Annotated in this window: 20 protein-coding genes and 1 pseudogene; 10 read left to right on the top strand and 11 right to left on the bottom strand. The window is 61.6% G+C overall.

Annotated features, from left to right (window positions below):
* Positions 1-6: 6 nt before the first annotated feature.
* Positions 7-858, bottom strand: coding sequence for a CAP domain-containing protein (locus AB4N85_RS11055; RefSeq protein ID WP_016775168.1), 852 nt, complete (start codon positions 856-858; stop codon positions 7-9).
* Positions 859-1,055: 197 nt separating this feature from the next.
* Between AB4N85_RS11055 and AB4N85_RS11050 the strand changes: the two genes are divergently transcribed.
* On the top strand, positions 1,056-1,676 hold the full coding sequence (locus AB4N85_RS11050; RefSeq protein ID WP_150741083.1) for a cell wall hydrolase: 621 nt from the start codon (positions 1,056-1,058) through the stop codon (positions 1,674-1,676).
* Here AB4N85_RS11050 and AB4N85_RS11045 read toward each other — a convergent pair.
* Complete coding sequence (locus AB4N85_RS11045; protein ID WP_016775166.1) at positions 1,673-2,386, bottom strand: murein L,D-transpeptidase catalytic domain family protein; 714 nt, start codon at positions 2,384-2,386, stop codon at positions 1,673-1,675. The genes AB4N85_RS11050 and AB4N85_RS11045 overlap by 4 nt on opposite strands.
* A gap of 152 nt (positions 2,387-2,538) precedes the next feature.
* Between AB4N85_RS11045 and AB4N85_RS11040 the strand changes: the two genes are divergently transcribed.
* The gene (locus AB4N85_RS11040) at positions 2,539-4,155 is read left to right on the top strand and encodes a L,D-transpeptidase family protein (RefSeq protein ID WP_252867817.1); all 1,617 of its coding nucleotides are present in this window, start codon (positions 2,539-2,541) and stop codon (positions 4,153-4,155) included.
* 150 nt (positions 4,156-4,305) lie between these two features.
* Here AB4N85_RS11040 and AB4N85_RS11035 read toward each other — a convergent pair whose 3' ends face one another.
* The 4 genes from AB4N85_RS11035 to AB4N85_RS11020 all read right to left on the bottom strand — a co-directional run bounded on the left by AB4N85_RS11035 (position 4,306) and on the right by AB4N85_RS11020 (position 8,447).
* Positions 4,306-5,148, bottom strand: coding sequence for an NAD-dependent protein deacetylase (locus AB4N85_RS11035; RefSeq protein WP_150741081.1), 843 nt, complete (start codon positions 5,146-5,148; stop codon positions 4,306-4,308).
* A 54-nt stretch (positions 5,149-5,202) separates the two neighbouring features.
* Positions 5,203-6,249: a class I SAM-dependent methyltransferase gene (locus AB4N85_RS11030; protein WP_460068038.1), complete on the bottom strand. Its 1,047-nt coding sequence runs from the start codon at positions 6,247-6,249 to the stop codon at positions 5,203-5,205.
* 150 nt (positions 6,250-6,399) lie between these two features.
* Positions 6,400-7,710, bottom strand: a complete 1,311-nt coding sequence (locus AB4N85_RS11025) for an ATP-binding protein (protein WP_056789126.1) — start codon at positions 7,708-7,710, stop codon at positions 6,400-6,402.
* Positions 7,707-8,447: a response regulator gene (locus tag AB4N85_RS11020; RefSeq protein WP_024013314.1), complete on the bottom strand. Its 741-nt coding sequence runs from the start codon at positions 8,445-8,447 to the stop codon at positions 7,707-7,709. The genes AB4N85_RS11025 and AB4N85_RS11020 overlap by 4 nt, the downstream gene beginning before the upstream one ends.
* Before the next feature lie 297 nt (positions 8,448-8,744).
* On the opposite strand from AB4N85_RS11020, the gene AB4N85_RS11015 reads away from it, so the two are divergent.
* The 3 genes from AB4N85_RS11015 to AB4N85_RS11005 all read left to right on the top strand — a co-directional run bounded on the left by AB4N85_RS11015 (position 8,745) and on the right by AB4N85_RS11005 (position 10,640).
* Complete coding sequence (locus AB4N85_RS11015) at positions 8,745-9,008, top strand: DUF2790 domain-containing protein (RefSeq protein WP_016775158.1); 264 nt, start codon at positions 8,745-8,747, stop codon at positions 9,006-9,008.
* Positions 9,009-9,041: 33 nt separating this feature from the next.
* Entirely contained in the window at positions 9,042-9,338 is a 297-nt protein-coding gene (locus AB4N85_RS11010) for a hypothetical protein (protein ID WP_252867816.1), read from the top strand.
* Positions 9,339-9,428: 90 nt separating this feature from the next.
* Entirely contained in the window at positions 9,429-10,640 is a 1,212-nt protein-coding gene (locus AB4N85_RS11005) for a cytochrome c biogenesis protein DipZ (protein WP_258706861.1), read from the top strand.
* A 17-nt stretch (positions 10,641-10,657) separates the two neighbouring features.
* Here the strand turns inward: AB4N85_RS11005 and AB4N85_RS11000 are convergent, their stop codons facing one another.
* Positions 10,658-11,119 carry a GNAT family N-acetyltransferase gene (locus AB4N85_RS11000; RefSeq protein WP_150741077.1) on the bottom strand — a complete coding sequence of 154 codons (462 nt, stop codon included), beginning with the start codon at positions 11,117-11,119 and terminating at the stop codon, positions 10,658-10,660.
* 230 nt (positions 11,120-11,349) lie between these two features.
* On the opposite strand from AB4N85_RS11000, the gene AB4N85_RS10995 reads away from it, so the two are divergent.
* Positions 11,350-12,162, top strand: a complete 813-nt coding sequence (locus AB4N85_RS10995) for a class I SAM-dependent methyltransferase (protein ID WP_252867814.1) — start codon at positions 11,350-11,352, stop codon at positions 12,160-12,162.
* 133 nt (positions 12,163-12,295) lie between these two features.
* Here AB4N85_RS10995 and pcsA read toward each other — a convergent pair whose 3' ends face one another.
* The gene (gene pcsA, locus AB4N85_RS10990; RefSeq protein WP_039762346.1) at positions 12,296-13,018 is read right to left on the bottom strand and encodes a phosphatidylcholine synthase; all 723 of its coding nucleotides are present in this window, start codon (positions 13,016-13,018) and stop codon (positions 12,296-12,298) included.
* Between the two features lie 260 nt (positions 13,019-13,278).
* Between pcsA and AB4N85_RS10985 the strand changes: the two genes are divergently transcribed.
* Together AB4N85_RS10985 and ligD are read left to right on the top strand one after the other, a co-directional pair.
* Positions 13,279-14,016, top strand: a complete 738-nt coding sequence (locus AB4N85_RS10985; RefSeq protein ID WP_252867813.1) for a tellurite resistance TerB family protein — start codon at positions 13,279-13,281, stop codon at positions 14,014-14,016.
* A gap of 132 nt (positions 14,017-14,148) precedes the next feature.
* A complete protein-coding gene (ligD, locus tag AB4N85_RS10980) occupies positions 14,149-16,764 on the top strand; it encodes a DNA ligase D (RefSeq protein ID WP_252867812.1) in 2,616 nt (871 codons plus the stop codon).
* Here the strand turns inward: ligD and AB4N85_RS10975 are convergent, their stop codons facing one another.
* From AB4N85_RS10975 to sodC, 3 genes are all read right to left on the bottom strand, one after another.
* On the bottom strand, positions 16,765-17,166 hold the full coding sequence (locus AB4N85_RS10975; RefSeq protein ID WP_071172813.1) for a hypothetical protein: 402 nt from the start codon (positions 17,164-17,166) through the stop codon (positions 16,765-16,767).
* 80 nt (positions 17,167-17,246) lie between these two features.
* Positions 17,247-17,561 (bottom strand): DUF2388 domain-containing protein, encoded by a 315-nt coding sequence (locus AB4N85_RS10970; protein WP_024013308.1) that lies wholly within the window; start codon positions 17,559-17,561, stop codon positions 17,247-17,249.
* Between the two features lie 125 nt (positions 17,562-17,686).
* The gene (sodC, locus tag AB4N85_RS10965; protein ID WP_042609346.1) at positions 17,687-18,208 is read right to left on the bottom strand and encodes a superoxide dismutase family protein; all 522 of its coding nucleotides are present in this window, start codon (positions 18,206-18,208) and stop codon (positions 17,687-17,689) included.
* 222 nt (positions 18,209-18,430) lie between these two features.
* Here sodC and AB4N85_RS10960 point away from each other — a divergent pair.
* Both AB4N85_RS10960 and AB4N85_RS10955 read left to right on the top strand, forming a co-directional pair.
* Positions 18,431-19,207 (top strand): annotated as a pseudogene (locus tag AB4N85_RS10960) (MCP four helix bundle domain-containing protein); the annotation flags it as partial.
* A complete protein-coding gene (locus AB4N85_RS10955) occupies positions 19,202-20,065 on the top strand; it encodes a methyl-accepting chemotaxis protein (RefSeq protein ID WP_435406355.1) in 864 nt (287 codons plus the stop codon). The pseudogene AB4N85_RS10960 and the gene AB4N85_RS10955, both read left to right, overlap by 6 nt.
* Positions 20,066-20,095 lie beyond the last annotated feature (30 nt).

Here is a 20,095-nt window from a genome sequence, read left to right as displayed (position 1 = left end):
GATGCCTTACGGTGCGCCAAACATTGCCGTCCAGTAAATGCCGGCGTTGCTTTTCGGATCGGTCGCGTAAGCGGCGCCCAGTTCCTGATATTGCGGATTCATCAGATTGGCGCAATGGCCTGGGCTGGCGAGCCAGCCGTCAACGACCTTGCCGACGGTGTCTTGCCCGGCGGCGATGTTTTCACCGACCAGTTGTCCGCTGTAACCGGACAGTTCGGCGCGGTCGCCCGGCGTGCGGCCGTCGCGGTCCTTGTGGTCGAGGTAATTGTTGTTGGCCATGTCGCGGCTGTGGTCCTGAGCGACCGTGCCCAGCGTGGCGTTCCACGCCAGCGGTGCTGCCGCCGCGAAGGACTGGCCGCCGCACTGGCGCGCCTGGCTGCGCGCGGTATTGAGTTGCGCCAGCAGCTTTTGCCCTTCGCTTTGTGCATCGCCGAGCTTCGCTGTCAGCAGCGGCCGCGCGAGAACGATGCGCCAGTCGCGGTCAACGCGGTTGACACCGATATCGACAAACTGCGGATCAAGCACCACCTGACAGAAGCTTTCCTGAATCGCCTTCATTGCTGACGCCGCATCGCGCGGGCCGTTGAGGGTAATCGCCTGCACGTTGACCATCGGGTAGTGGGCGCTGGTCATGGCCTGCTGCAGATCGACCGCGCCACTGGCCGGCAGGCGCAGCCGTGGATCGGCCGACAGCGGTGGCAACTCGTTTGACGCCTGCGTGCCGCAACGCTGGGGCTGGCTGCGATAGCTGTTGATCGACTCGATCAATTGCAGTTCATCGGCGGCCAGCGCCGAGGTGGCGAACACCACGCCCAGCGACAATGCGGCACTACGCAAAACGGACGGCATGAAGCGCATGGAAATCCCCCTTGAGCTGAATGCGCCCATGATGCGCGAAAGGCCCCCGGTGAGTGAATGTGTTTTTCTTTGCGGCGGATTTTTTCTGCGCTGGTGTGGCCGCGCATTTGCTCGCTACACTCTGCGAAGACCCCGCAAACCGGGCGTCTCACCGACGTAACATCTTGCCCCGGGCGGGCGCTGACGGAAGAATCGACATGGGATCGAAATGCTTGGCGGGCGGTTTGTTGTGGATCTTTTTGACCGGCGCGGCATGGGCCGGGGCGCAGGCGCCGATCGAGGCCAAGGCCGAACAGAAAGCCGAGGTGCTGGAGGAGAAAGCGGCGGATAAAGTCAGCGCTGCTCCGGCGCCGAAATCCGAGGCGATCACCCCGACCGAAGCTCAGGCGGTAGACCCGGCCGGTGCCGCGCCGCTGGACGATCCGCTGACCTGTCTGGCGCGCAGCATTTACTGGGAAGCCAAGGGCAAGGACACCCCGGAAATGGAAGCCGTCGCCAGTGTGGTGATGAATCGCCTCGGCCATGACGGCTTTCCCGACACGGTATGCGCGGTGGTCAAGCAAGGTTCGGAAAGCGGCAATTGCCAGTTTTCCTGGTGGTGCGATGGCAGGCCCGATCAGGTCAAGGAAGACGCCGAATACGCGCTGGCCAAGGAAATCGCCGGCAAGGCGTTGAACCGTCAGCTCAAGGACCGCACGCGCGGTGCCCTGTATTTTCATGATCGCGGCGTGCACCCGAGTTGGGCCAAGGCCTATCGCAACACGGCGCAGACCGGCAGGTTCCTCTTCTACAAACCCGCCGGCGGCGACGCGCGTTAACTGGCGTGGGTGTTGAGAATGCTCGCCACCTGTTGCGGCTGGCAGTTCAGATACGGTGACTTCTGCAACCAGCGTTGATCCGGATACCAGGAAAACATGAACTGGCCGTTCTTCAGGCGATCGATCACCTGTTTGGCGATCTGCGGCCGCACGGCGGGGCAACCCTGACTGCGGCCGATACGCCCCTGACGCTTGCTCCACAGCGGGTTCACGTAACTGGCAGCATGAATCACGATCGCGCGATCACGGGCCAGATCATTGAAACCGGGCTCCAGACCGTCCATGCGCAGCGAGTAGCCGTGAGTACCTTCGTAGCTTTCCTGAGTGCGGAACAGGCCGAGGCTGGACTGATAACTGCCTTCGCGATTGGAAAACTGCGTGGCGAAGTTTTCCCCGGAGTTGGAACCGTGGGCAACCAGATCACGCAGCACCAGCTTCTTTTTGCTCAGGTCGAAGATCCACAGGCGGCGTTCGGTGGACGGTTGCGAATAATCGATGATCGCCAGATGTCGCGAGGGTTTCGCGCCGTTGTTGACCGCGCATTGCATGGCGTTCAATGCACCTTTGAGCGCTTGGGGATTGAGTTCCGGCGCGGCGTGGGCGAGGCTGTTGTAGAGAACCGGCGATGGCTTGCCGGCGGCAAATACTGGGCTGGTCACAGCGACAAGGGTCGCGGTGCTCAACAGAAGTCGGCGCAAAAACGTCAACATTTTATAAAGTGTCCTCAACTTGCTACATAAACGGCACTTTGGCTCCTGACTCCCAGTCAATACCCGCAGGCTCGCGGTTCGAGCCTGACTGTTCAGCGCACCTGATGTAAGGTTGACCGTCATCTGGACGGCCATGGATTGGAGTAAAGCAGTTGTTCAAAAAGTACGCATGCTACTTGAGCATTTGTTTGCTCGCTGCGCCGTTTGTCGCTTGCGCCGATGAGCCGCTGCCCCCGCTCGAAACCCTGCCGACGCCTGAAACGCAATTGCCGGTCGAGCCGCGCAGCCCGTTGCAGGCAGTTTTGATCAGCCTGGCGCAGTCGTGCCCGGCCATTGCACCGCGGCTCAATGGCCCGGCGCTGAGCCAGTTGCAGGCGTTTTATGAGCAGCAGGACTGGATGCCGGTGTGGGCAAGTGAGTCCGCACGCTTGCCGGCATTGCGCGCGCAATTGCAGCTGCTGGCCGACGACGGGCTAAATCCGAATCGCTATGCGGTCGCGACGACACCGCCGCAGGATGGCGAGTTGTGTGCCGACATCGACATCAGCCGCAACTATCTGCAGGCCTTGCAGGATCTGCATTACGGCCGTCTGTTGCAGTCGCATTTCGAACCGCTGTGGCGTGTCGACGGCCCGCCGACCGATCGTCAGGCGCAATTGCTCAGCATTGCCGTGCCGGGCATGAACGATATTGCTGCGGCGTTCAACCTGGCGCGTCCGCATCTGCCGCAATATCAGAGCCTGCGTCAGCTGTATGCCGCGCAACGCTTGCAAGCCTTGCCGCAATGGCAGCCGGTCGGCAGCGGCCCGTTGCTGCGCCCGGCGATGGAAGACCCGCGCGTGCCGGAACTGGCCCGTCGTCTGTACAGCGAAGGCTATCTGCCACACGCACTGGTGCCGCCGGACAACGCCTACGATGACGTGCTGGTGGAGGCAGTGAAGCACTTTCAGGCCAGCCATTCGTTGCAGGCTGACGGCGTGGTCGGGCCGGGCACCATTGCCGAGCTGAACATCAGCCCGCTGACCCGCCGCGATCAGCTGCGCGTCAATCTCGAACGTTTCCGCTGGATGGCCCAGGACATGGAGCCCAGTGGTCTGGTGGTCAATGTCGCGGCCGCTGAGCTGACGCTGTATCAGGGCGGTCAACCGGTGTGGCAGACCCGCACCCAGGTCGGCCGCGCCGAACGACAGACACCGCTGCTCAAATCCCGCGTCACCCGCCTGACGCTGAACCCGACCTGGACGGTGCCGCCGACCATCTGGAAGGAAGACAAGCTGCCGGAAATCCGCAAGGACCAGACCTTCCTCAGCCGCCAGAATCTGCAAGTGCTCGACGCCAACGGCCAGCCTCTGGCGGCGGCGGATATCGACTGGGACAACCCCGGCAACATCCTCCTGCGCCAGGACGCCGGCCCGCGCAATCCGCTGGGGCAAATGGTCATCCGTTTCCCCAACCCGTTCTCGGTGTACCTGCACGACACGCCGAGCAAGGCGCTGTTTGAAAAAGGCCCACGGGCGTTCAGCTCCGGTTGCGTGCGCGTCGAGCACCCGCTGCAACTGCGCGATCTGCTGCTGTCCCCGGCGGAAAAAGCTCGCACCGAGACTTTGCTGGCAAGCGGTAGCACCCATGAATTTCGCCTGTCGGCGCCAGTGCCGATCCTGATGACTTACTGGACGGCGCAAGTCGACAGCAGCGGCCAGGTGCGTTATGCGCCGGATATCTACAGCCACGACAGCGCATTGCTGGCGGGGCTGGATCGGGCGCATTGAGTCCGGCACCAGCACGGCAGTCAAAGATCTGAGTTCGATGAGTGATTTCGGGTCGACGAATCCCGTACAAACACCTCGGTCAGTCCCCTCTCCCTCGGGAGAGGGCTAGGGTGAGGGGCCGATTTCAAGCCGAACCCATTACTCAAAATCTCACCGCCCCAGCTCCTCCACCAACCACGGCAAAAGCTCCTCACACGAGCCTTCAATCTTCAAATCGAGCAGATCATCCGCCCGGGTCTTGCCCAGATTGATCGCCATCAACGGCTTGCCATGCTCGGCAATCACCCGACACAAGCGAAACGCCGAATACGCCATCAGCGACGATCCCACCACCAGCAACCCCGCCGCATTCTCGGCGGCGGCCAGCGCGCGTGCCGCTGTCGTCGGCGCCACGTTCTCGCCGAAGAACACCACATCGGGTTTCATCCGCTCACCCGCGCAATGCGGGCACTGCGGTACCCGGAAGCGCGCTTCAAATGCCGGGTCGAGCAAGGTATCGCCATCCGGCGCCTGCACCGCATCAACACCACTCAGGTAGGGATTCTGTGCCTCCATCTGCTGCTGGATCGCATCGCGCTCGCTGCGTTGCCCGCAATCCAGGCACAGCACCCGATGCAGACTGCCATGCAGCTCGATCACATCCTGGCTGCCGGCCTGATCGTGCAAGGTATCGACATTCTGCGTGATCAAATCGCTGATCCGGCCGCGCTGCTGCAACGTCGCCAGCGCCTCATGCGCCGCGTTCGGTCGGGCCTGACGGACGCGCGGCCAGCCGAGCATGGCCCGCGCCCAGTAGCGCCGGCGTGATTCTGGGGCGGCGAGAAATTCCTGATACATCATCGGCTGCCGCCCGCGACGCACGCCGTCACTGTCGCGATAGTCCGGAATGCCCGACGGCGTGCTGATGCCGGCGCCGGTCAATATCAGGAATTTATCGTCGGCCATGGCCTGCAACAGCGTATCGAGATGTTCGCGGATCGGGCTATCGAGCATGCTCAGCACTCCAGAATGGGCAGTGCCCGCAGGTTAGCATGCGATCCGCTCGGGTTACTTGCGCGCCTCCAGTATCAGGTTGAACGGTGTCTGCGTGGCGCGACGGAACTGCTTGAACCCGGCCTCGACAAAAACTTTGCGCAGGCGCATTTCCCCAGCCTGCGCACCGAGCCCCAGGCCGACTTCCTGGGACAGCGAATTGGGCGTGCAGATAAACGTCGAGGCGGCGTAGAACAGGCGCCCGACCGCGTTGAGATTATCGTCCAGTTTGTCGTTGGCGAACGGTTCGACCAGCAACACCGTGCCATCGTCTTTCAGCGACTCATAAGCGTGGCGAGCGGCGCCGACCGGGTCGCCCATGTCGTGCAGGCAGTCGAAAAAGCAGATCAGATCGTAGTCGCCGCCGGGATAGTTTTTCGCCGTGCCCTCGAAGAATCTGGCGCGATTGCCCACGCCGCCTTCTTCGGCCCGTTGCGTGGCCACGGTGACTGACGGCGCGTGGAAGTCGAAGCCGACAAATTGCGATTTGGGAAACGCCTGGGCCATGATCACCGTCGAGGCGCCGTGACCGCAGCCGATGTCGGCAACCTTGGCGCCGCGTTCGAGTTTGGCCACCACACCGTCCAGGGCCGGAAGCCATTCGGCAATCAGGTGACCTTTGTACCCGGGGCGGAAGAAGCGTTCAGTGCCGCTGAACATGCAAGGATGGTGATCGCCCCAAGACAAGGCGCCATTGCCGCGCATGGCCTTGACCAGTTTGTCCTTGTCATGGAAAAACGACGCCACCACGCCGAGACCGCCGGCGACGTACACGGGGGATTCCTCCACCGCCAGCGCCAAGGCCTGCTCTTCGGGCAAACGAAACTGACCGTCAGAGTGTTCCATGTAACCGGACGCGGCATGGGCGCTGAGCCATTCGCGTACCAGGCGCGGATTGCAGGTGGTTTCCGCAGCTAGGGCTTCGGGGCTGATCGGTTGGCTGTCGGCCATTGCCCGGTACAGGCCGAGTTCTTCGCCGACGATGACATTGGCCAGCATCGCCGCGCCGCCCATGTCGTTGACCAGTTTGCCCATGAATTCGTTGAGCTTCGCCTCATTCATCACGTGTGCTCCTGAAACAGGATCACCGTCCGGCGGCGTTGAATGTCGAGGCAGGCGCCACCGGGCGGTGGTCACGGATTGGGGCAGGGCACAGCAGACGTCCTGCGGCCCCCTCGACTGGGTAATGAATGAGTCTAGCCGGTGTTTTTCTCAGCGTGGCAGCGGCAACTTCAGTTCAGCGCACAACCCGCCACCTTCACGATTGCTCAACAGCAGCGAGCCTCCCAGCGCCATCGCCAATTGCTGGGCGATCGCCAGCCCGAGACCGGTGCCGCCGGTGTCGCGGTTGCGCGAATTTTCCACGCGATAGAACGGTTCCATTACTTGCGCCAGTTCGGCCTCGGCGATGCCCGGGCCGCGATCGAGGACTTTCACCGACAGGCTGTTGCCCTGCGCTTCGACCTGCAATTGCGCGGCGCCGGCGAATTTCAGGGCGTTGTCGGTCAGGTTCACCAGGACCCGGCGCAGGGCCTGCGGGCGGGTTTCGATTACCGCCTTGCTCTTGCCGCCGAGCTGCACGTCCTTGCCCATGTCCTGATAGTCGAAGACCAGGCTGTCGAGGAACGAGTCGAGATCAGTACGCCGGCTCTCTTCGGTGGCGCCGTGAACGCTGCGGGCGTAGGCCACGCCTTCGCGCACCAGATGCTCGATTTCGCCGAGATCGCTGCTCAGTTTGTCTTTTTCGACCGAGTCGTCCATGAACTCTGCGCGCAATTTCATCCGGGTGATCGGCGTTTGCAGGTCGTGGGAAATCGCCGCGAGCAGTTGCATGCGTTCTTTCAGGTAGGCGGCGATGCGCGTTTGCATGGCGTTGAACGCCCGCGCGGCGTGGACCACTTCGGTCGGCCCTTGCTCGTCGAGTTTGATCGGATGGGCGTTGGGGTCGAGGGTTTCCACCGCATTGGCGAGGCGGGTGAGGGGGCGAATGGCGATGCGCACGGCGAGCCAGGTGCAGAGGATCAGCAATGCCAGTTGGCCCAGCAGCACCACCGGCAACCACGGTGACAGCGGCACCATCGCCGGACGGATATCGATGGTCACCGGGCTGCCGTCGCTCAGGCGCAGGTGGCCCTGGAAGTGTTGTCTCGGACCGCCGGGAACTTCGGTAAACACGATGGGATAAGTGTCGCCGATGGCCGCCGTAATCGAGGCGATCGCGACGGACTTTTCAGCCGAGGTCACCGGCATGCCCGGTTCGCCCTCGTTGAGCAGGTAGCCGTAATTGCGCCGGGCCAGTCGCGGCAGCCAGGCCTCGCGTTCGGCGGCGGGCAGGCGATCGAGGATCGCCATCGAAGTCGAGACGTCGGTTTCGAGGTTGCCGAGCATGGTGCTTTTCGCGCTCTGGTAACGCTCGTAATACTGCGCGCCGAACGACAGGCCCTGCGCCAGAATCAGTCCGATCAGGAAAATCAGCGACAGGCGCGAGGCGAGAGTGCGCGGCCATTGCAGCTTGAGTTTCATGCCGAAGCCCCAAGCAGTTCGACCGGCAGCGAGAACACATAACCTTCACTGCGCACGGTCTTGATATAAGCCGGCTCGCGAGCATCGTCCAGCAGGCGTTGACGCAGGCGACTGACCAGCAGATCAATGGAACGGTCGAACAGATCGGCCTCGCGGCCCTGGGTCAGGTTGAGCAGTTGATCGCGGCTGAGCACCCGTTGCGGGTGGTCGAGGAACACCCGCAGCAAGCGGTATTCGGCACCGCTGAGGGCAACCATGGTGCCGTCGCTGTCGAGCAGGTGCCGGGCCGAGGTGTCCAGCTGCCAACGACCGAAGGCCAGCAGGCGACCGGCTTCGGTGACCACCAGGTTCGGCGGCAACATGCGCGTGCGGCGCAACACGGCGTTGATCCGCGCCAGCAGCTCGCGGGCGGCGAAAGGTTTGCTCAGGTAATCGTCGGCGCCCATTTCCAGACCGATGATGCGGTCGGTCTCATCGTTGCGCGCGGTGAGCATCAGCACCGGCGTGGCCTTGTGTTTGCCTACACGCAATTCGCGGCACAACTGCAGGCCATCGTCGCCGGGCATCATGATGTCGAGCACGATCAGGTCGACAGTGTTGGCATCAAGAAAGCTGCGCATCTGTCGGCCATCGGCGACCACTGTCGTGCGCAGGCCGTTCTTCTTCAGGTAGTTGCCTACCAGTTCACGGATCTCGCGGTCGTCGTCGACGATGAGAATGTGATCGACATGTTCCATCGGTTCAAGCCTCTGTCAAAGGGGGAATGCCGTGCAGTCTATAGCGCCGTAGACCGCACGCCTGCCTGCCTTTGTATTGCAGTGTATCTGCCGCAGCGGCGGATACACACCGACGCAAAATCACGATTTTTTCGGGGTTTTGTATCGCTCTGTATCTACACACTGCATGGATACACAACGAGTGATTCTCGTCCTTTCCTGACACAGACGCGATACCTCGAAGGCCTCAAATAGGCTCCATCGAGGCACACACAGACCGCCTCGGCTCAAACCCACTGAAGCCTTGAGGACTACACCATGAACAATAAATCCGTATTCGCCGCCTGCCTGTTCGCCGCTCTGAACATCTGCACCCTGTCGGCCCACGCCGAAGCTGACGTCAGCCGGCAAACCTACACCTACGGCACCCATCTGGATATCCAGAAAGTGCTGTCGATGACTGAAGACACTTCCGTGACCTGCGGCATCACCGAGGCGCGCATGACCTACCTCGATTCCGCCGGCAAAACCCGCGAGCTGGATTACAGCAAATTCGCTGACGGCTGCAACAACCAGAACTGAGTCATCCCTACTTTTTCTGCAAGGAGTTTTGCCATGAACAACGTCTCGCGCTTTTTGACCGCAGCAGCCTTCGCCTTCACCGGTGCCGCCGCCCACGCCAACAGTGCCTTGGAGCAGAGCAGCTGCGCCAGCAGCACCTGCTTCCAGCTGACCACGGTCGCGAAGGAGGGCAGCGATGCACTGATCGCCGCTGATGGTTCCAGCCGTACACCGCAAGGCCAGATGGTTGCTGCTGATGGTTCCAGCCGCACGCCGCAAGGCCAACTGGTCGCGGAAAACGGTGCCAGTCGCACGCCTCAAGGGCAGCTGCTGGACGGCCAGACCGCATGAGCCACGGCGTAGATAAAGCAGGCTAGCGAGGGGCGTTTCCCTCGCTGCCCGGTTGCGTGCCCAGCCCCCCACATTCAAGGTGACCCCGTTATGTACCTCATCGCATTTCTCGGCGGTCTGCTGACCGTTCTCAGTCCGTGCATCCTGCCGGTGGTGCCGTTTCTGTTCGCTGGCGCCAACCGTACCCGCTCCTCGATCCTCCTGACTCTCGCTGGCATGGCGCTGACCTTTGCGCTGATCTCCAGCCTTGCCGTGGTCAGCAGCGAGTGGGTGATTCAGGCCAGCAACACCGGCCGCCACGTTGCCTTGTTGGTCATGGCGCTGTTCGCCTTGTCGCTGATCTCGGCCCGCGTCGGTGACTGGCTGACCAGGCCCTTCGTCGCCCTGGGCAATCGTCTCGATCAGGACACCCGTAAAAGAGCCGGACCGATGGGTTCGATCATGCTCGGCGTCGCCACCGGCCTGTTGTGGGCGCCCTGTGCCGGGCCGATCCTTGGGGTGATTCTGACCGGCGCAATGTTGCAAGGCGCCAATGCCCAGACCAGCCTGTTGCTGCTGGCTTACGGCGTCGGCAGTGCCTTGTCGCTGGGCACGTTGATCTTCGCCGGGCGCGGTCTGGTCAATCGGCTGAAACCGTCGATCCCGTTCAGCGGCTGGTTGCGTCGTGGTGCCGGGGTTGCGGTGCTTGCTACAGTTGCGGTGATTTCCACGGGCGCCGACAAGGCTCTGCTCGCCAATACCTCTTCCGAAGGCGTGGCCAGCGTCGAGAAAAACGTCCTGGAAAACGTGCCGAAAGTGGTCGACTACTTTGTCAGCAAGGTCCGCGCCGATTCGATGATGGACGAGGCGCGGGGCGCGATGCCGTCGCTGTCGGGCGCTGTGCAGTGGCTCAATTCACCGCAGCTCAGCGCCGAATCCCTGCGCGGCAAAGTGGTGCTGGTGGACTTCTGGACCTACGACTGCATCAACTGCCAGCACACCCTGCCGTACGTCAAAGACTGGGCGAAGAAATACGAGAAGGACGGCTTGGTGGTGATCGGCGTGCACACACCCGAGTATGGCTACGAGCGCATCATCAACAACGTCAAGGATCAGGTGAAAAAACTCGGTATCACCTACCCGGTGGCGATCGACAACGACTACGCAATCTGGCGCAACTTCGACAATCAGTACTGGCCGGCGCATTACCTGATCGACGCCAAGGGCCAGATGCGTTACAGCCACTTTGGCGAAGGTCGCTATGCGGAGCAGGAGCAGATGATCAAGCAGTTGCTGGAAGAGGCGAAAGCTCCGGCAGCCTGATCAAAAAAACCAATGGCTCACAGGTCGCGGACCATGAGCCATTGTTGTTTTTCCCACGCCTGGAAACCCTCCAATAGCTGCCAGCCGCGTTTACCGTAGTAGTCGTGTTTGTCTTGCGTGTGCAAGTACAACCGCGACACCCCACGCTGCTTTGCTGCCTCGCAAATCCCTTCAATCAGCTGCTCCGCCAAGCCTCGCCCGCGCGCCTCGGGGTCAACGAATACGCAGGCGAGCCATGGGCCGAGATCGGCGCGATCGGTCAAGTCGTTGCGGGCCAGTGCGGCACCACCGAGCAGGCGTTCACCGTCCATGGCAATCAGGCACGACCATTCGCCATTGCTTTGGCCCTCGGCAAATTCGCGCTGCCATTGAGCCAGGGGCTGGTCGGCGTATTCGTAGTGGAATTGTTGGTGAATCCACGCCGCGTAGCGATCGCTGTGTTGCATGTGCGCGGCGAGCCAGTCGAGGTGCAGTGACATCGGTCGAGTCCTTTGCGTGGGCGAGCCCGCATCAGAAACCAATCCCGCGACGCTGACAATGCGCAAGGTGTATCAGGTGCTTGACAGATTTGCGCCACTCATCGGCAAAGTGCCGGGTTTATGGGGCTGGCGGACGATTGACAGGGACGCCGTGCAGCCTCGGCGCGATAGTAACCAAGCACAGTCTGCGCCGCCGACTGTGCATTCTCTCTGCCACGGAGCTCGCTGTCATGAGTACCCCGCTTGATCTCACTGCCCTGAAGGAACGTCAGAAAGTCGCTTGGGCCAGTGGCGACTACGCCGTGATCGGCACCACCTTGCAAATCGTTGGGGAAAACCTCGCCGAGGCTTGCGATCTGCGCTGTGATGAACAGGTGTTGGATGTCGCTGCCGGCAACGGCAATGCAACCCTGGCAGCGGCGCGGCGCGGTTGTGTGGTGACCTCGACCGATTATGTGGCGGCACTGCTGGAGCGTGGTCAGGATCGCGCCCGGGCCGAACATCTGGAGGTGATTTTTCAGGTGGCCGATGCCGAGGCTTTGCCTTTTCCCGATGAAAGCTACGACGCCGTGTTGTCGACGTTCGGCGTGATGTTCGCGCCTGACCAGGTCACCGCCGCTGCTGAACTGGGGCGGGTCTGTCGTCGCGGCGGACGGATCGGTATGGCGAACTGGACGCCGGAGGGCTTCGTCGGCCAGATGTTCAAGACTCTCGGCCAGCATCTGCCACCGCCAGCGGTTGCACAGCCTCCATCGAACTGGGGCTCGGATGCGTGGCTGCACAAGCATTTCGATGACCGCGATTTTGTCGTGCGCGTGACCCGCAGCCATTTCAATTTCCGCTACCGCTCGGCGGCGCATTTCATTGATATCTTTCGGCACTGGTATGGGCCGGTGCACAAGGCTTTTGCAGTGTTGTCGGCGGAGGCCGGACAGGCGTTGGAGGATGATCTGACCGAGTTGCTCAATCGCTCGAATCGGGCGGGGGAGGCGTCGCTGGTGGTGCCGAGTGAGTATCTGGAGGTGGTGATTACCAAGCGCTAGTCCCCATCGGATCTCCTGATCGATGAAGATCTCTGTGGGAGCGAGCCTGCTCGCGAAAGCGGTGTGCCAGCCAACCTTGATGTTGATGGAACGACCGCATTCGCGAGCAGGCTCGCTCCCACAGGGAATGTGCTTATTTCAAATGGCCGCGATCAAACCACTCCAGCGCCGTGCGCCAGATGCAGATCCCCAGGAAATAAGCCGACATCAGCAACCACAAGCCCATCACCAGCGGGTTGATCACCGGGTGATTGAGCACCAGTGACAGGCTGCACAACAGCCAGATCGCCGTCACCGCAATATTGATTGGCATGAAACGACGCACGCGAAACGGGTGCAGGAACTTCATCCGCGTCACCGTCAGCAGCGCCAGCCCGATCACGGTGAGAAAGGTAATCCACGGCCCCGGGCCAATGATGTACAGGCACAGCGCTACCACGTTCCAGGCCGCCGGGAAGCCGACAAAATAGTTGTCCTTGCTCTTCATGTTGACGTTGCAGAAGCAGAACAGCGACGACACCAGAATCACCGACACCGTCAGCAACAGGGTGTAATCGGGCAGGGGAATGTAGCGGTAGATAAACAGTGCCGGGATGAATACATAAGTCAGGTAATCGATGACCAGATCGAGGATCGAACCGTCGAAACTCGGCAGCACCGATTGCACATTGACCTTGCGCGCCAGTGCGCCGTCCAGGCCGTCGACGATCAGCGCAACGCCCAGCCACATCAGGCAATGGATCGGCTGGTTTTCCAGCAGGGCGAGTGTGGCGAGGAAGGCGGTGACCACGCCGGTCGCGGTAAAACCATGGGCGCCCCATGCTTTCAGCCTGGCGATGTGTACGGTGGATATCACGGGGGTGTTCTCCAGAAAGTGAAGCAAGCCGGTTATCGCCCATCATCAGAAAGGGCGTCGGCAAACCGGGTCGGGTTGCAGCTATCGACCGGTTTAGCCGGGATAAGGTTCACCACCCCTGAATCTTAGCTGGCTGGCGAAAATTTTCTCGCGTGGCGATTCGATGGTGATCGGGCGTCAGCCCAACGGTGCTGGCGCTATGGCTGCGTCGGTCTATCGTTGCCTGACGCGATCGGGCCGTGGCCTCGGAGGATAACGTCATGAACACCAGCGATTTGCTTGAACAACTGCTGCGAGGCCAGGCCTCGGCGGGACAACAACGCGGAGCTTCGGCCGTTGACGGCCTGGGCGGTTTACTTGGTGGACTGTTGGGCGGCGGCAGTCAGTCCGGAGCGGGTGGCGCGGCTGCTTCGGGTGGCCTCGGCGGCCTGGGTGGTTTGCTCGGTGGCTTGCTCGGCGGCGGTGGCTTGGGAAGCGCCCTCGGTGGCGGTAGCAGAAGCCGTACCGGCGGGACCAGTTACGCGGCGCTCGCATCGCTGGGCATGATGGCTTACCAAGCGTATCAAGCCTGGCAACGCAGCCAGGCCAGCACCGCGCCGCAGGAGCTGCCACAAACCGCCGACCTGCTCGCCGGCCCGCAAATCGAAACCCACAGCCACGCGGTACTGCGCGCCCTTATCGCCGCCGCCAAGGCTGACGGCCGCATCGACGACGCAGAAAAGCATCTCATCAGCAGCGAAATCGGCAAACACACCGCCGACCCGCAGTTGCAGCAATGGTTCGACGCCGAAGTCGCCAAGCCGCTGGATGCCCGCGAAGTGGCGCAATCCGCTAACGGCGATCCGGCCGTAGCCGCCGAAATGTACCTGGCCAGCGTCATGCTGGTAGACGATCAACAGGACGCCGAACGCAGCTATCTCGATGAGCTGGCCGCCGCCTTGAACATCGATCCCGACTTGCAGGTGCATCTGGAACAGCAGGCGAAAGGGCAAGCCTGACCCGCTGTAAAAATCCCTGACACTGCCAGCCCCGGCCGTTCCATCCGTCCGAGGCTTTTTTACCTCGATTGAATTTTTCCGCCGCCGTGTCGCTCTTCTGCATAACAGAACCCGTCTGCCATCGGTGTGCTCATGAACAGGAACCTCGACGATTACAACCGCATGCGTGATTTTTCCGCGACGTCGGAACCGGCCGCAGTCAAGCGCTCGGGTCGTAAGTCGGCCAAGGATCATGCTTTGCAGTTCTGCATCCAGAAGCACGATGCTTCGCACCTGCATTACGACTTTCGCCTGGAACTCGATGGCGCGCTGAAAAGCTGGGCGGTGCCGAAGGGGCCGTCGCTGGACCCGTCGGTCAAGCGTCTGGCGATTCATGTTGAGGATCATCCGCTCGATTACGCGACGTTCGAAGGCAGCATTCCCGAGGGGCATTACGGTGCCGGTGATGTGATCGTCTGGGATCGCGGCGTGTGGATTCCGCTGGAAGATCCGCACAAGGCCTATGCCAAGGGCCGGCTCAAGTTTGAGTTGCAAGGCGAGAAGCTCGGCGGCGTGTGGAATCTGGTGCGCACGCACATGCCGGGCAAGAAAGAACAATGGTTCCTGATCAAGCATCAGGACAACGCCGCGCGCCCGCAGGATGATTTCGACGTATTGGTCGCCGAGCCCGACAGCGTGCTCAGCGAGCGCACGATTGTCGGCAAATCGGCGGCTGCTGCCGATAAAGCCAAACCGGTGAAAAAGGCCCCGGCCAAGCCGCGCAAGCAGGCGTCCGGGCAGCTTACCGGCGCGCGCAAGGGCAAGCTCCCAGCGCTGATCAAGCCGGAACTGGCGACGCTGGTCGACAGCGCGCCCGAAGGGCAGTGGAGCTACGAGATCAAGTTTGACGGCTACCGGATCATGGCGCGGATCGATCACGATGAGGTGCAGCTGTTCACCCGCAACGGCCATGACTGGACGCACAAACTGCCGCAGCAGGCCAAAGCGCTGGCGGCGCTGGGTCTGGAATCGGCCTGGCTCGATGGCGAAATGGTCGTGGCCAACGAGCAAGGCGTGCCGGATTTTCAGGCGCTGCAGAATGCCTTCGATGCCGGGCGCAGCGGCAACATTGTTTATTACCTGTTCGACGTGCCGTATCTGAATGGCGTCGACCTGCGCGACGTGCCGGTCGAAGAACGCCGCGCCGCGCTGAGCACCATCCTCGGCGCGCAGAAAGAATCGTCAACGCTGCGCTTCTCCGAAGCCTTCGAAGAAACCCCGGATGCGCTGCTCAACAGCGCCTGCCAGATGCAGATGGAAGGTCTGATCGGCAAGCGGCTCGGCTCGCCTTATGTATCGCGGCGCAGCGGTGACTGGATCAAGCTCAAATGCAAGCATCGCCAGGAATTCGTCATCGTCGGCTACACCGATCCGAAAGGCGCGCGCAGTGCCTTCGGTGCCTTGCTGCTCGGCCTGCACGACGCTGACAGTGGCGAGTTGCGCTACGCCGGCAAGGTCGGCACCGGGTTCAACGAAACCACGTTGAAAAGCATCCTCGCCCAACTTAAGCCGTTGCAGACCAAAGCCGCCGCAGTGGTCAATCCGCCCAGCGGTTTCGAGGCCAAAGGCGTGCACTGGCTCAAACCCAAACTGCTGGCGGAGGTGGCGTTCGCCGAGATGACCAAGGACGGCTCGGTGCGTCATGCCGTGTTCCATGGTTTGCGCGATGACAAACCGGCCAAGGACATTACCGAGGAGCGAGCGAAGCCTGTGAAAGCTGCCAAGTCCGAAAAAACCGAAAAGACCAAAACCGCCGACAAGCAGCCGGCAAAGAAAACCGCCGCCAGCAAAAAAGACGAAACCGCCCCTTCGCAAGCAGGTCTGGCCGGCGGCAAGGTACGCATCACTCACCCCGATCGAGTGATCGATGCGGTCAGCGGCACAACCAAGATGCAACTGGCGCAGTATTACGCCAGCGTTGCCGAACACATCCTGCCGCAACTTAAGGATCGTCCCGTGGCCTTAGTGCGTGCACCGGACGGCATCGCCGGCGAACTGTTTTTCCAGAAGAACGCCGAACGCCTGGCCATTCCCGGTATCACTGCTCTGGACAAGGACGTCACCGGCCAGCCAGTGATGATGATCAACAATCCCGAAGCGCTGGTCGGTGCGGTGCAGATGAGCACCGTCGAACTGCACACTTGGAACGCGACGAAGGTGGATCTGGACAAGCCCGATCGCTTCGTTCTCGACCTCGACCCGGATCCTGCGCTGCCATGGAAAAGCATGGTTGAAGCCACCGCGCTGACCCTGACTGTGCTCGATGAGCTGGGCCTCAAAGCCTTCCTGAAAACCAGCGGCGGCAAAGGTATTCACCTGGTGGTGCCGTTGACGCGCAAGCATGGCTGGGACGAAGTGAAGGACTTCAGCCACGCCATCGTCAGCCACATGGCCAAGTTGCTGCCGGACCGGATTTCAGCGGTGTCCGGGCCGAAAAACCGCGTCGGGCGGATCTTCATCGATTACCTGCGCAACGGCCTCGGTGCCACCACCATTTGCGCCTACGCCGCCCGGGCGCGGGAAGGCATGCCGGTGTCGGTGCCGCTGTACCGAGAGGAGGTCGCTGAAATCAAGGGTGGTAATCACTGGAACATCTACAACGTTCACGAGCGTCTGACCGAAGTCGGCGATGAACCTTGGGCGGACATGAAGAAAACCCGTCAGACCATCACCGCCGAGATGCGCAAACGCGTCGGCATGAAATCGTGATCAGGTGTCGCGCAGCAAGTCGTGGGCGTTGAGCAGTTCGAAGGCGATTTGCGGGTGGTTTTCCAGGCCCTTGCGAATCGCCGCCGGGATTGCCGCGCGAGTCTTGCGACACAAGCCTGGCAGCTCGTCGATCTGAATGGCAATGCCGCGCATGGTGCGCACTTCATTGAAGCCGGGGGCGACGTCGACACGGATGCCGAGTTGCTCGTACATACGCTGTTGCAGGCGTTTGAGGTCGGCGAGGTCTTTGAGTTGTTCCAGGCGCGCCAGAAGAATTTTTTCCTCAGCGCGAGTCAGGCGCAGGATGCGCAGATCGGCGCCGGGGGTTTCCAGCAACGGATCGCGCCCGCAGATGCAGGCGCCGGGAGGGCAGGGTGAGCGCAAGGGCACGGTCGTCGTCATGGCCTCCATCATAGAGGCCGTCGGACATGTTTGCCTATGCGCACTCAGCGGCCGTCCATCGGCCGCTGCGTCCCTCGTGACTACTGCTGCACGCCTTCGTAGTGCACCAGAATGGCGTTTGCCAGGTCTTCATCACTGGCGTTCAAGCCAGGGTTTGCCTGGCGCACCTGTTGCAGTACCGACTCAAGATAAACCCCACGAATGGCCCCGCCGCTTGCAACGAACGCAGACACGTCGTCACGGGCCGGAATCACCATTTTGTCGTCCTTGAAGGTCGAGTACAGCGACGCGGAGACACCTGCCGAGGTGGCGACGTCACCTGCGTCAACGCGGGCCAGCGCCGAACCGACCGGCAGGCAAAGCATTAAAGAAGAAATCAGGACTAACTTGCGCATGACGTGTTCCTCCACAAGCGCTAAGCAAAAAGGGAAGGGACTACATAACGTCAGAGGTGAACGGCGCGCGGGAGTTCCGTGAGCGGTGAAAAGCCGTGAGTCAGCGTTTTCACCGCTCAGTCGGTTCAGATAACCCCACAGGCCATGCGATCGCCGCCACCGCCCAGTGGCTTGGGCATGTCGGAATGGTTATCGCCGCCGGCGTGAATCATCAGGGCGTGGCCCTTGATCTCGGAAATCTTCTTAAGGCGCGGTGCCAGCACCGGATAGTTGGCGACCCCGTCAGCCGTCACATACACCGCTGGCAGATCACCCAGATGCCCGTCGGCGTAAGGGCCGAGATGCTTGCCGGTTTTCGCCGGATCGAAGTGTCCGCCAGCGGCCAGTGCCGCGCCTTTCACGCCATCCTTCGTGCCCGCTTCGCAGCTGCCGTTTTCATGGACATGAAAACCGTGGATGCCGGCCGGCAATGATTTCAGCTCGGGTGTGAACAGCAGGCCGTACGGCGTTTCGCTGACAGTGACAGAGCCGATCGCCTGCGGCGCGCCGTCGGCGCTGACCAGATTGATTGCGACTTTCTCCGTTGCTGCCTGTGCGGTGCCGATTGCCAACGTGCCGAGCAGACCAAACCACAGTGCGCGTTTCATAAGCGTTTCCTTCAGCTGCATGAGTGTTCGAAGCGATGGATTCATAGCCTGTCGTTGTTAACCAGCGATGAAGGCGTTATCCATCGGCGCTGCAAGGTGTGACCGGGTTCACGCTTGAAAAGTTTTGCCGGATTCAAGTCGCCCCTGACATCAGCCGATACGCTCTGTGTCGGCAGTTCCCTGCACATAGGCTTAACTGAAATCCGACAAGCGCAATCCAGCGTGCCCACGGGAGATTCCACGGTGTCGATCAAACTGCGTTTGGTGTTGCTGATTGCGACCAGCCTGCTGACGGCGCTGATCGTGAGCCTGGTCAGTTACGTCGGCAACCTGCGGATGGCCACGGCGGTCGGCGATAACACGGTGAGCATGAGCGCGCTGCGCAATCACATGGAAGCGGACATGATGCACGACGCCCTGCGCGCCGATGTCTATTCGGCGATGCTGGTCGGCCTGGGCAAGAGCACCGCCACCGCCACAGAAGTGCGCGATTCGCTGGCCGAGCACGCAGGGCATTTTCGTGAAGTGCTGGATGACAACCTGAAGCTGCCGATCAACCCGCAGTTGCGCACGGCGCTGGAGCAGATCAAGCCGAGCCTCGACACCTACATCAAATCCGCCGAGCAGATCGTCGGCGTGGCGCTGGACAAGCCGAATGCCGCCCAGCAGCAGCTCGGCACGTTCAATGCCGCGTTCAGCCAGCTCGAAGAGCAAATGGCGACGCTCAGCGAATTGATTGAAAGCAACACTCGGCAAACCAGCGAAGGCACCGAAGCGGCCATTAGCAATGCCAATCTGGCCCTTGGTGTGGTGCTGATCGCCAGTCTGTTGCTGCTGCTGATTCAGGGGCGCTGGGTGATCCTGAGTATCATGGGGCCGCTCAAATCCGCCAGCCGCATCGCTGAAAGCATTGCCCATGGCAATCTCAGCGAACCGATTGTCGAACCCGCCGGCAAGGACGAAGCCAGTGTGCTGATCCGCACATTGGCGACCATGCAACGTGACTTGCGCAACATGATCGACGTGGTCCGGCGCAACGCCCACGGTGTCAGCGGCATGAGCGAGCAGCTCAGTCAGGGCTGCCATCAGGTCGCCGACAGCAGCCAGCAGCAAAGCGTTGCCGCCGGGACCATGGCGGCCGCCGCCAGCCAGATGACCGCCAGCATCGAGGAAATCACCCGCCACGCCGAACGTGCCCTGAGCATGGCCAATCAGGCGGAAACTCTAGCGAAGGAGGGCGGCGGGGTGATTCATCAAGTGGTCAGCGACATGGACGACATCGCCCGCTCGGCACAGCAGTCGGCGCAGGTGATTCGCACGCTGGATCAGGAATCCGAGGCGATCTTCAACATCATTCAGGTGATCAAGAGCATCGCCGACCAGACCAACCTGCTGGCCCTCAACGCCGCGATCGAGGCGGCGCGGGCTGGTGAGCAGGGCCGTGGCTTTGCCGTGGTCGCCGATGAAGTGCGCAGTCTGGCCGCACGCACCAGCGCCTCGACCCAGGAAATTGCCGCAATGGTCGCGCGCATCCAGAGCAGCACGCGCGAGGCGGTCAACAGCATGGAGGCCGGTGTGGCGCAGGTCGACAAAGGCATGGCGGTAACAGCGGAGGTTGAGCGGGCAATTCGGGAAATCCTCGACGCCACGCTGAACACCACGCAACTGGTCAACGACATCACCCGCACGATTGGCGAACAGAGTATGGCCAGCAACGAAATCGCCCATCAGGTGGAAATGATTGCGGGGATGAGCGAGGGCAATAGCCGGGTGATCGGGCAGACGGCGACGACTACCGATGAATTATCGAATCTGGCGGGACAGTTGGCGCAGTCGGTGGATCGGTTTCGGTTGTGATAGCGGTAGGACTGGTGTCTATCACGGCCT

This window comes from Pseudomonas sp. H1_G08, from assembly GCF_054681355.1.
This window is presented reverse-complemented; position numbering and strand designations above follow the sequence as displayed.

Bases quoted from the DNA above. Each gene is read 5' to 3' on its own strand.
- AB4N85_RS11055 (WP_016775168.1), bottom strand. From the start codon at position 858: ATGCGCTTCATGCCGTCCGTTTTGCGTAGTGCCGCATTGTCGCTGGGC.
- AB4N85_RS11050 (WP_150741083.1), top strand. From the start codon at position 1,056: ATGGGATCGAAATGCTTGGCGGGCGGTTTGTTGTGGATCTTTTTGACC.
- AB4N85_RS11045 (WP_016775166.1), bottom strand. From the start codon at position 2,386: ATGTTGACGTTTTTGCGCCGACTTCTGTTGAGCACCGCGACCCTTGTC.
- AB4N85_RS11035 (WP_150741081.1), bottom strand. From the start codon at position 5,148: ATGCTCGATAGCCCGATCCGCGAACATCTCGATACGCTGTTGCAGGCC.
- AB4N85_RS11030 (WP_460068038.1), bottom strand. From the start codon at position 6,249: ATGAATGAGGCGAAGCTCAACGAATTCATGGGCAAACTGGTCAACGAC.
- AB4N85_RS11025 (WP_056789126.1), bottom strand. From the start codon at position 7,710: ATGAAACTCAAGCTGCAATGGCCGCGCACTCTCGCCTCGCGCCTGTCG.
- AB4N85_RS11020 (WP_024013314.1), bottom strand. From the start codon at position 8,447: ATGGAACATGTCGATCACATTCTCATCGTCGACGACGACCGCGAGATC.
- AB4N85_RS11015 (WP_016775158.1), top strand. From the start codon at position 8,745: ATGAACAATAAATCCGTATTCGCCGCCTGCCTGTTCGCCGCTCTGAAC.
- AB4N85_RS11010 (WP_252867816.1), top strand. From the start codon at position 9,042: ATGAACAACGTCTCGCGCTTTTTGACCGCAGCAGCCTTCGCCTTCACC.
- AB4N85_RS11005 (WP_258706861.1), top strand. From the start codon at position 9,429: ATGTACCTCATCGCATTTCTCGGCGGTCTGCTGACCGTTCTCAGTCCG.
- AB4N85_RS11000 (WP_150741077.1), bottom strand. From the start codon at position 11,119: ATGTCACTGCACCTCGACTGGCTCGCCGCGCACATGCAACACAGCGAT.
- AB4N85_RS10995 (WP_252867814.1), top strand. From the start codon at position 11,350: ATGAGTACCCCGCTTGATCTCACTGCCCTGAAGGAACGTCAGAAAGTC.
- AB4N85_RS10985 (WP_252867813.1), top strand. From the start codon at position 13,279: ATGAACACCAGCGATTTGCTTGAACAACTGCTGCGAGGCCAGGCCTCG.
- ligD (WP_252867812.1), top strand. From the start codon at position 14,149: ATGAACAGGAACCTCGACGATTACAACCGCATGCGTGATTTTTCCGCG.
- AB4N85_RS10975 (WP_071172813.1), bottom strand. From the start codon at position 17,166: ATGACGACGACCGTGCCCTTGCGCTCACCCTGCCCTCCCGGCGCCTGC.
- AB4N85_RS10970 (WP_024013308.1), bottom strand. From the start codon at position 17,561: ATGCGCAAGTTAGTCCTGATTTCTTCTTTAATGCTTTGCCTGCCGGTC.
- sodC (WP_042609346.1), bottom strand. From the start codon at position 18,208: ATGAAACGCGCACTGTGGTTTGGTCTGCTCGGCACGTTGGCAATCGGC.
- AB4N85_RS10955 (WP_435406355.1), top strand. From the start codon at position 19,202: ATGCAACGTGACTTGCGCAACATGATCGACGTGGTCCGGCGCAACGCC.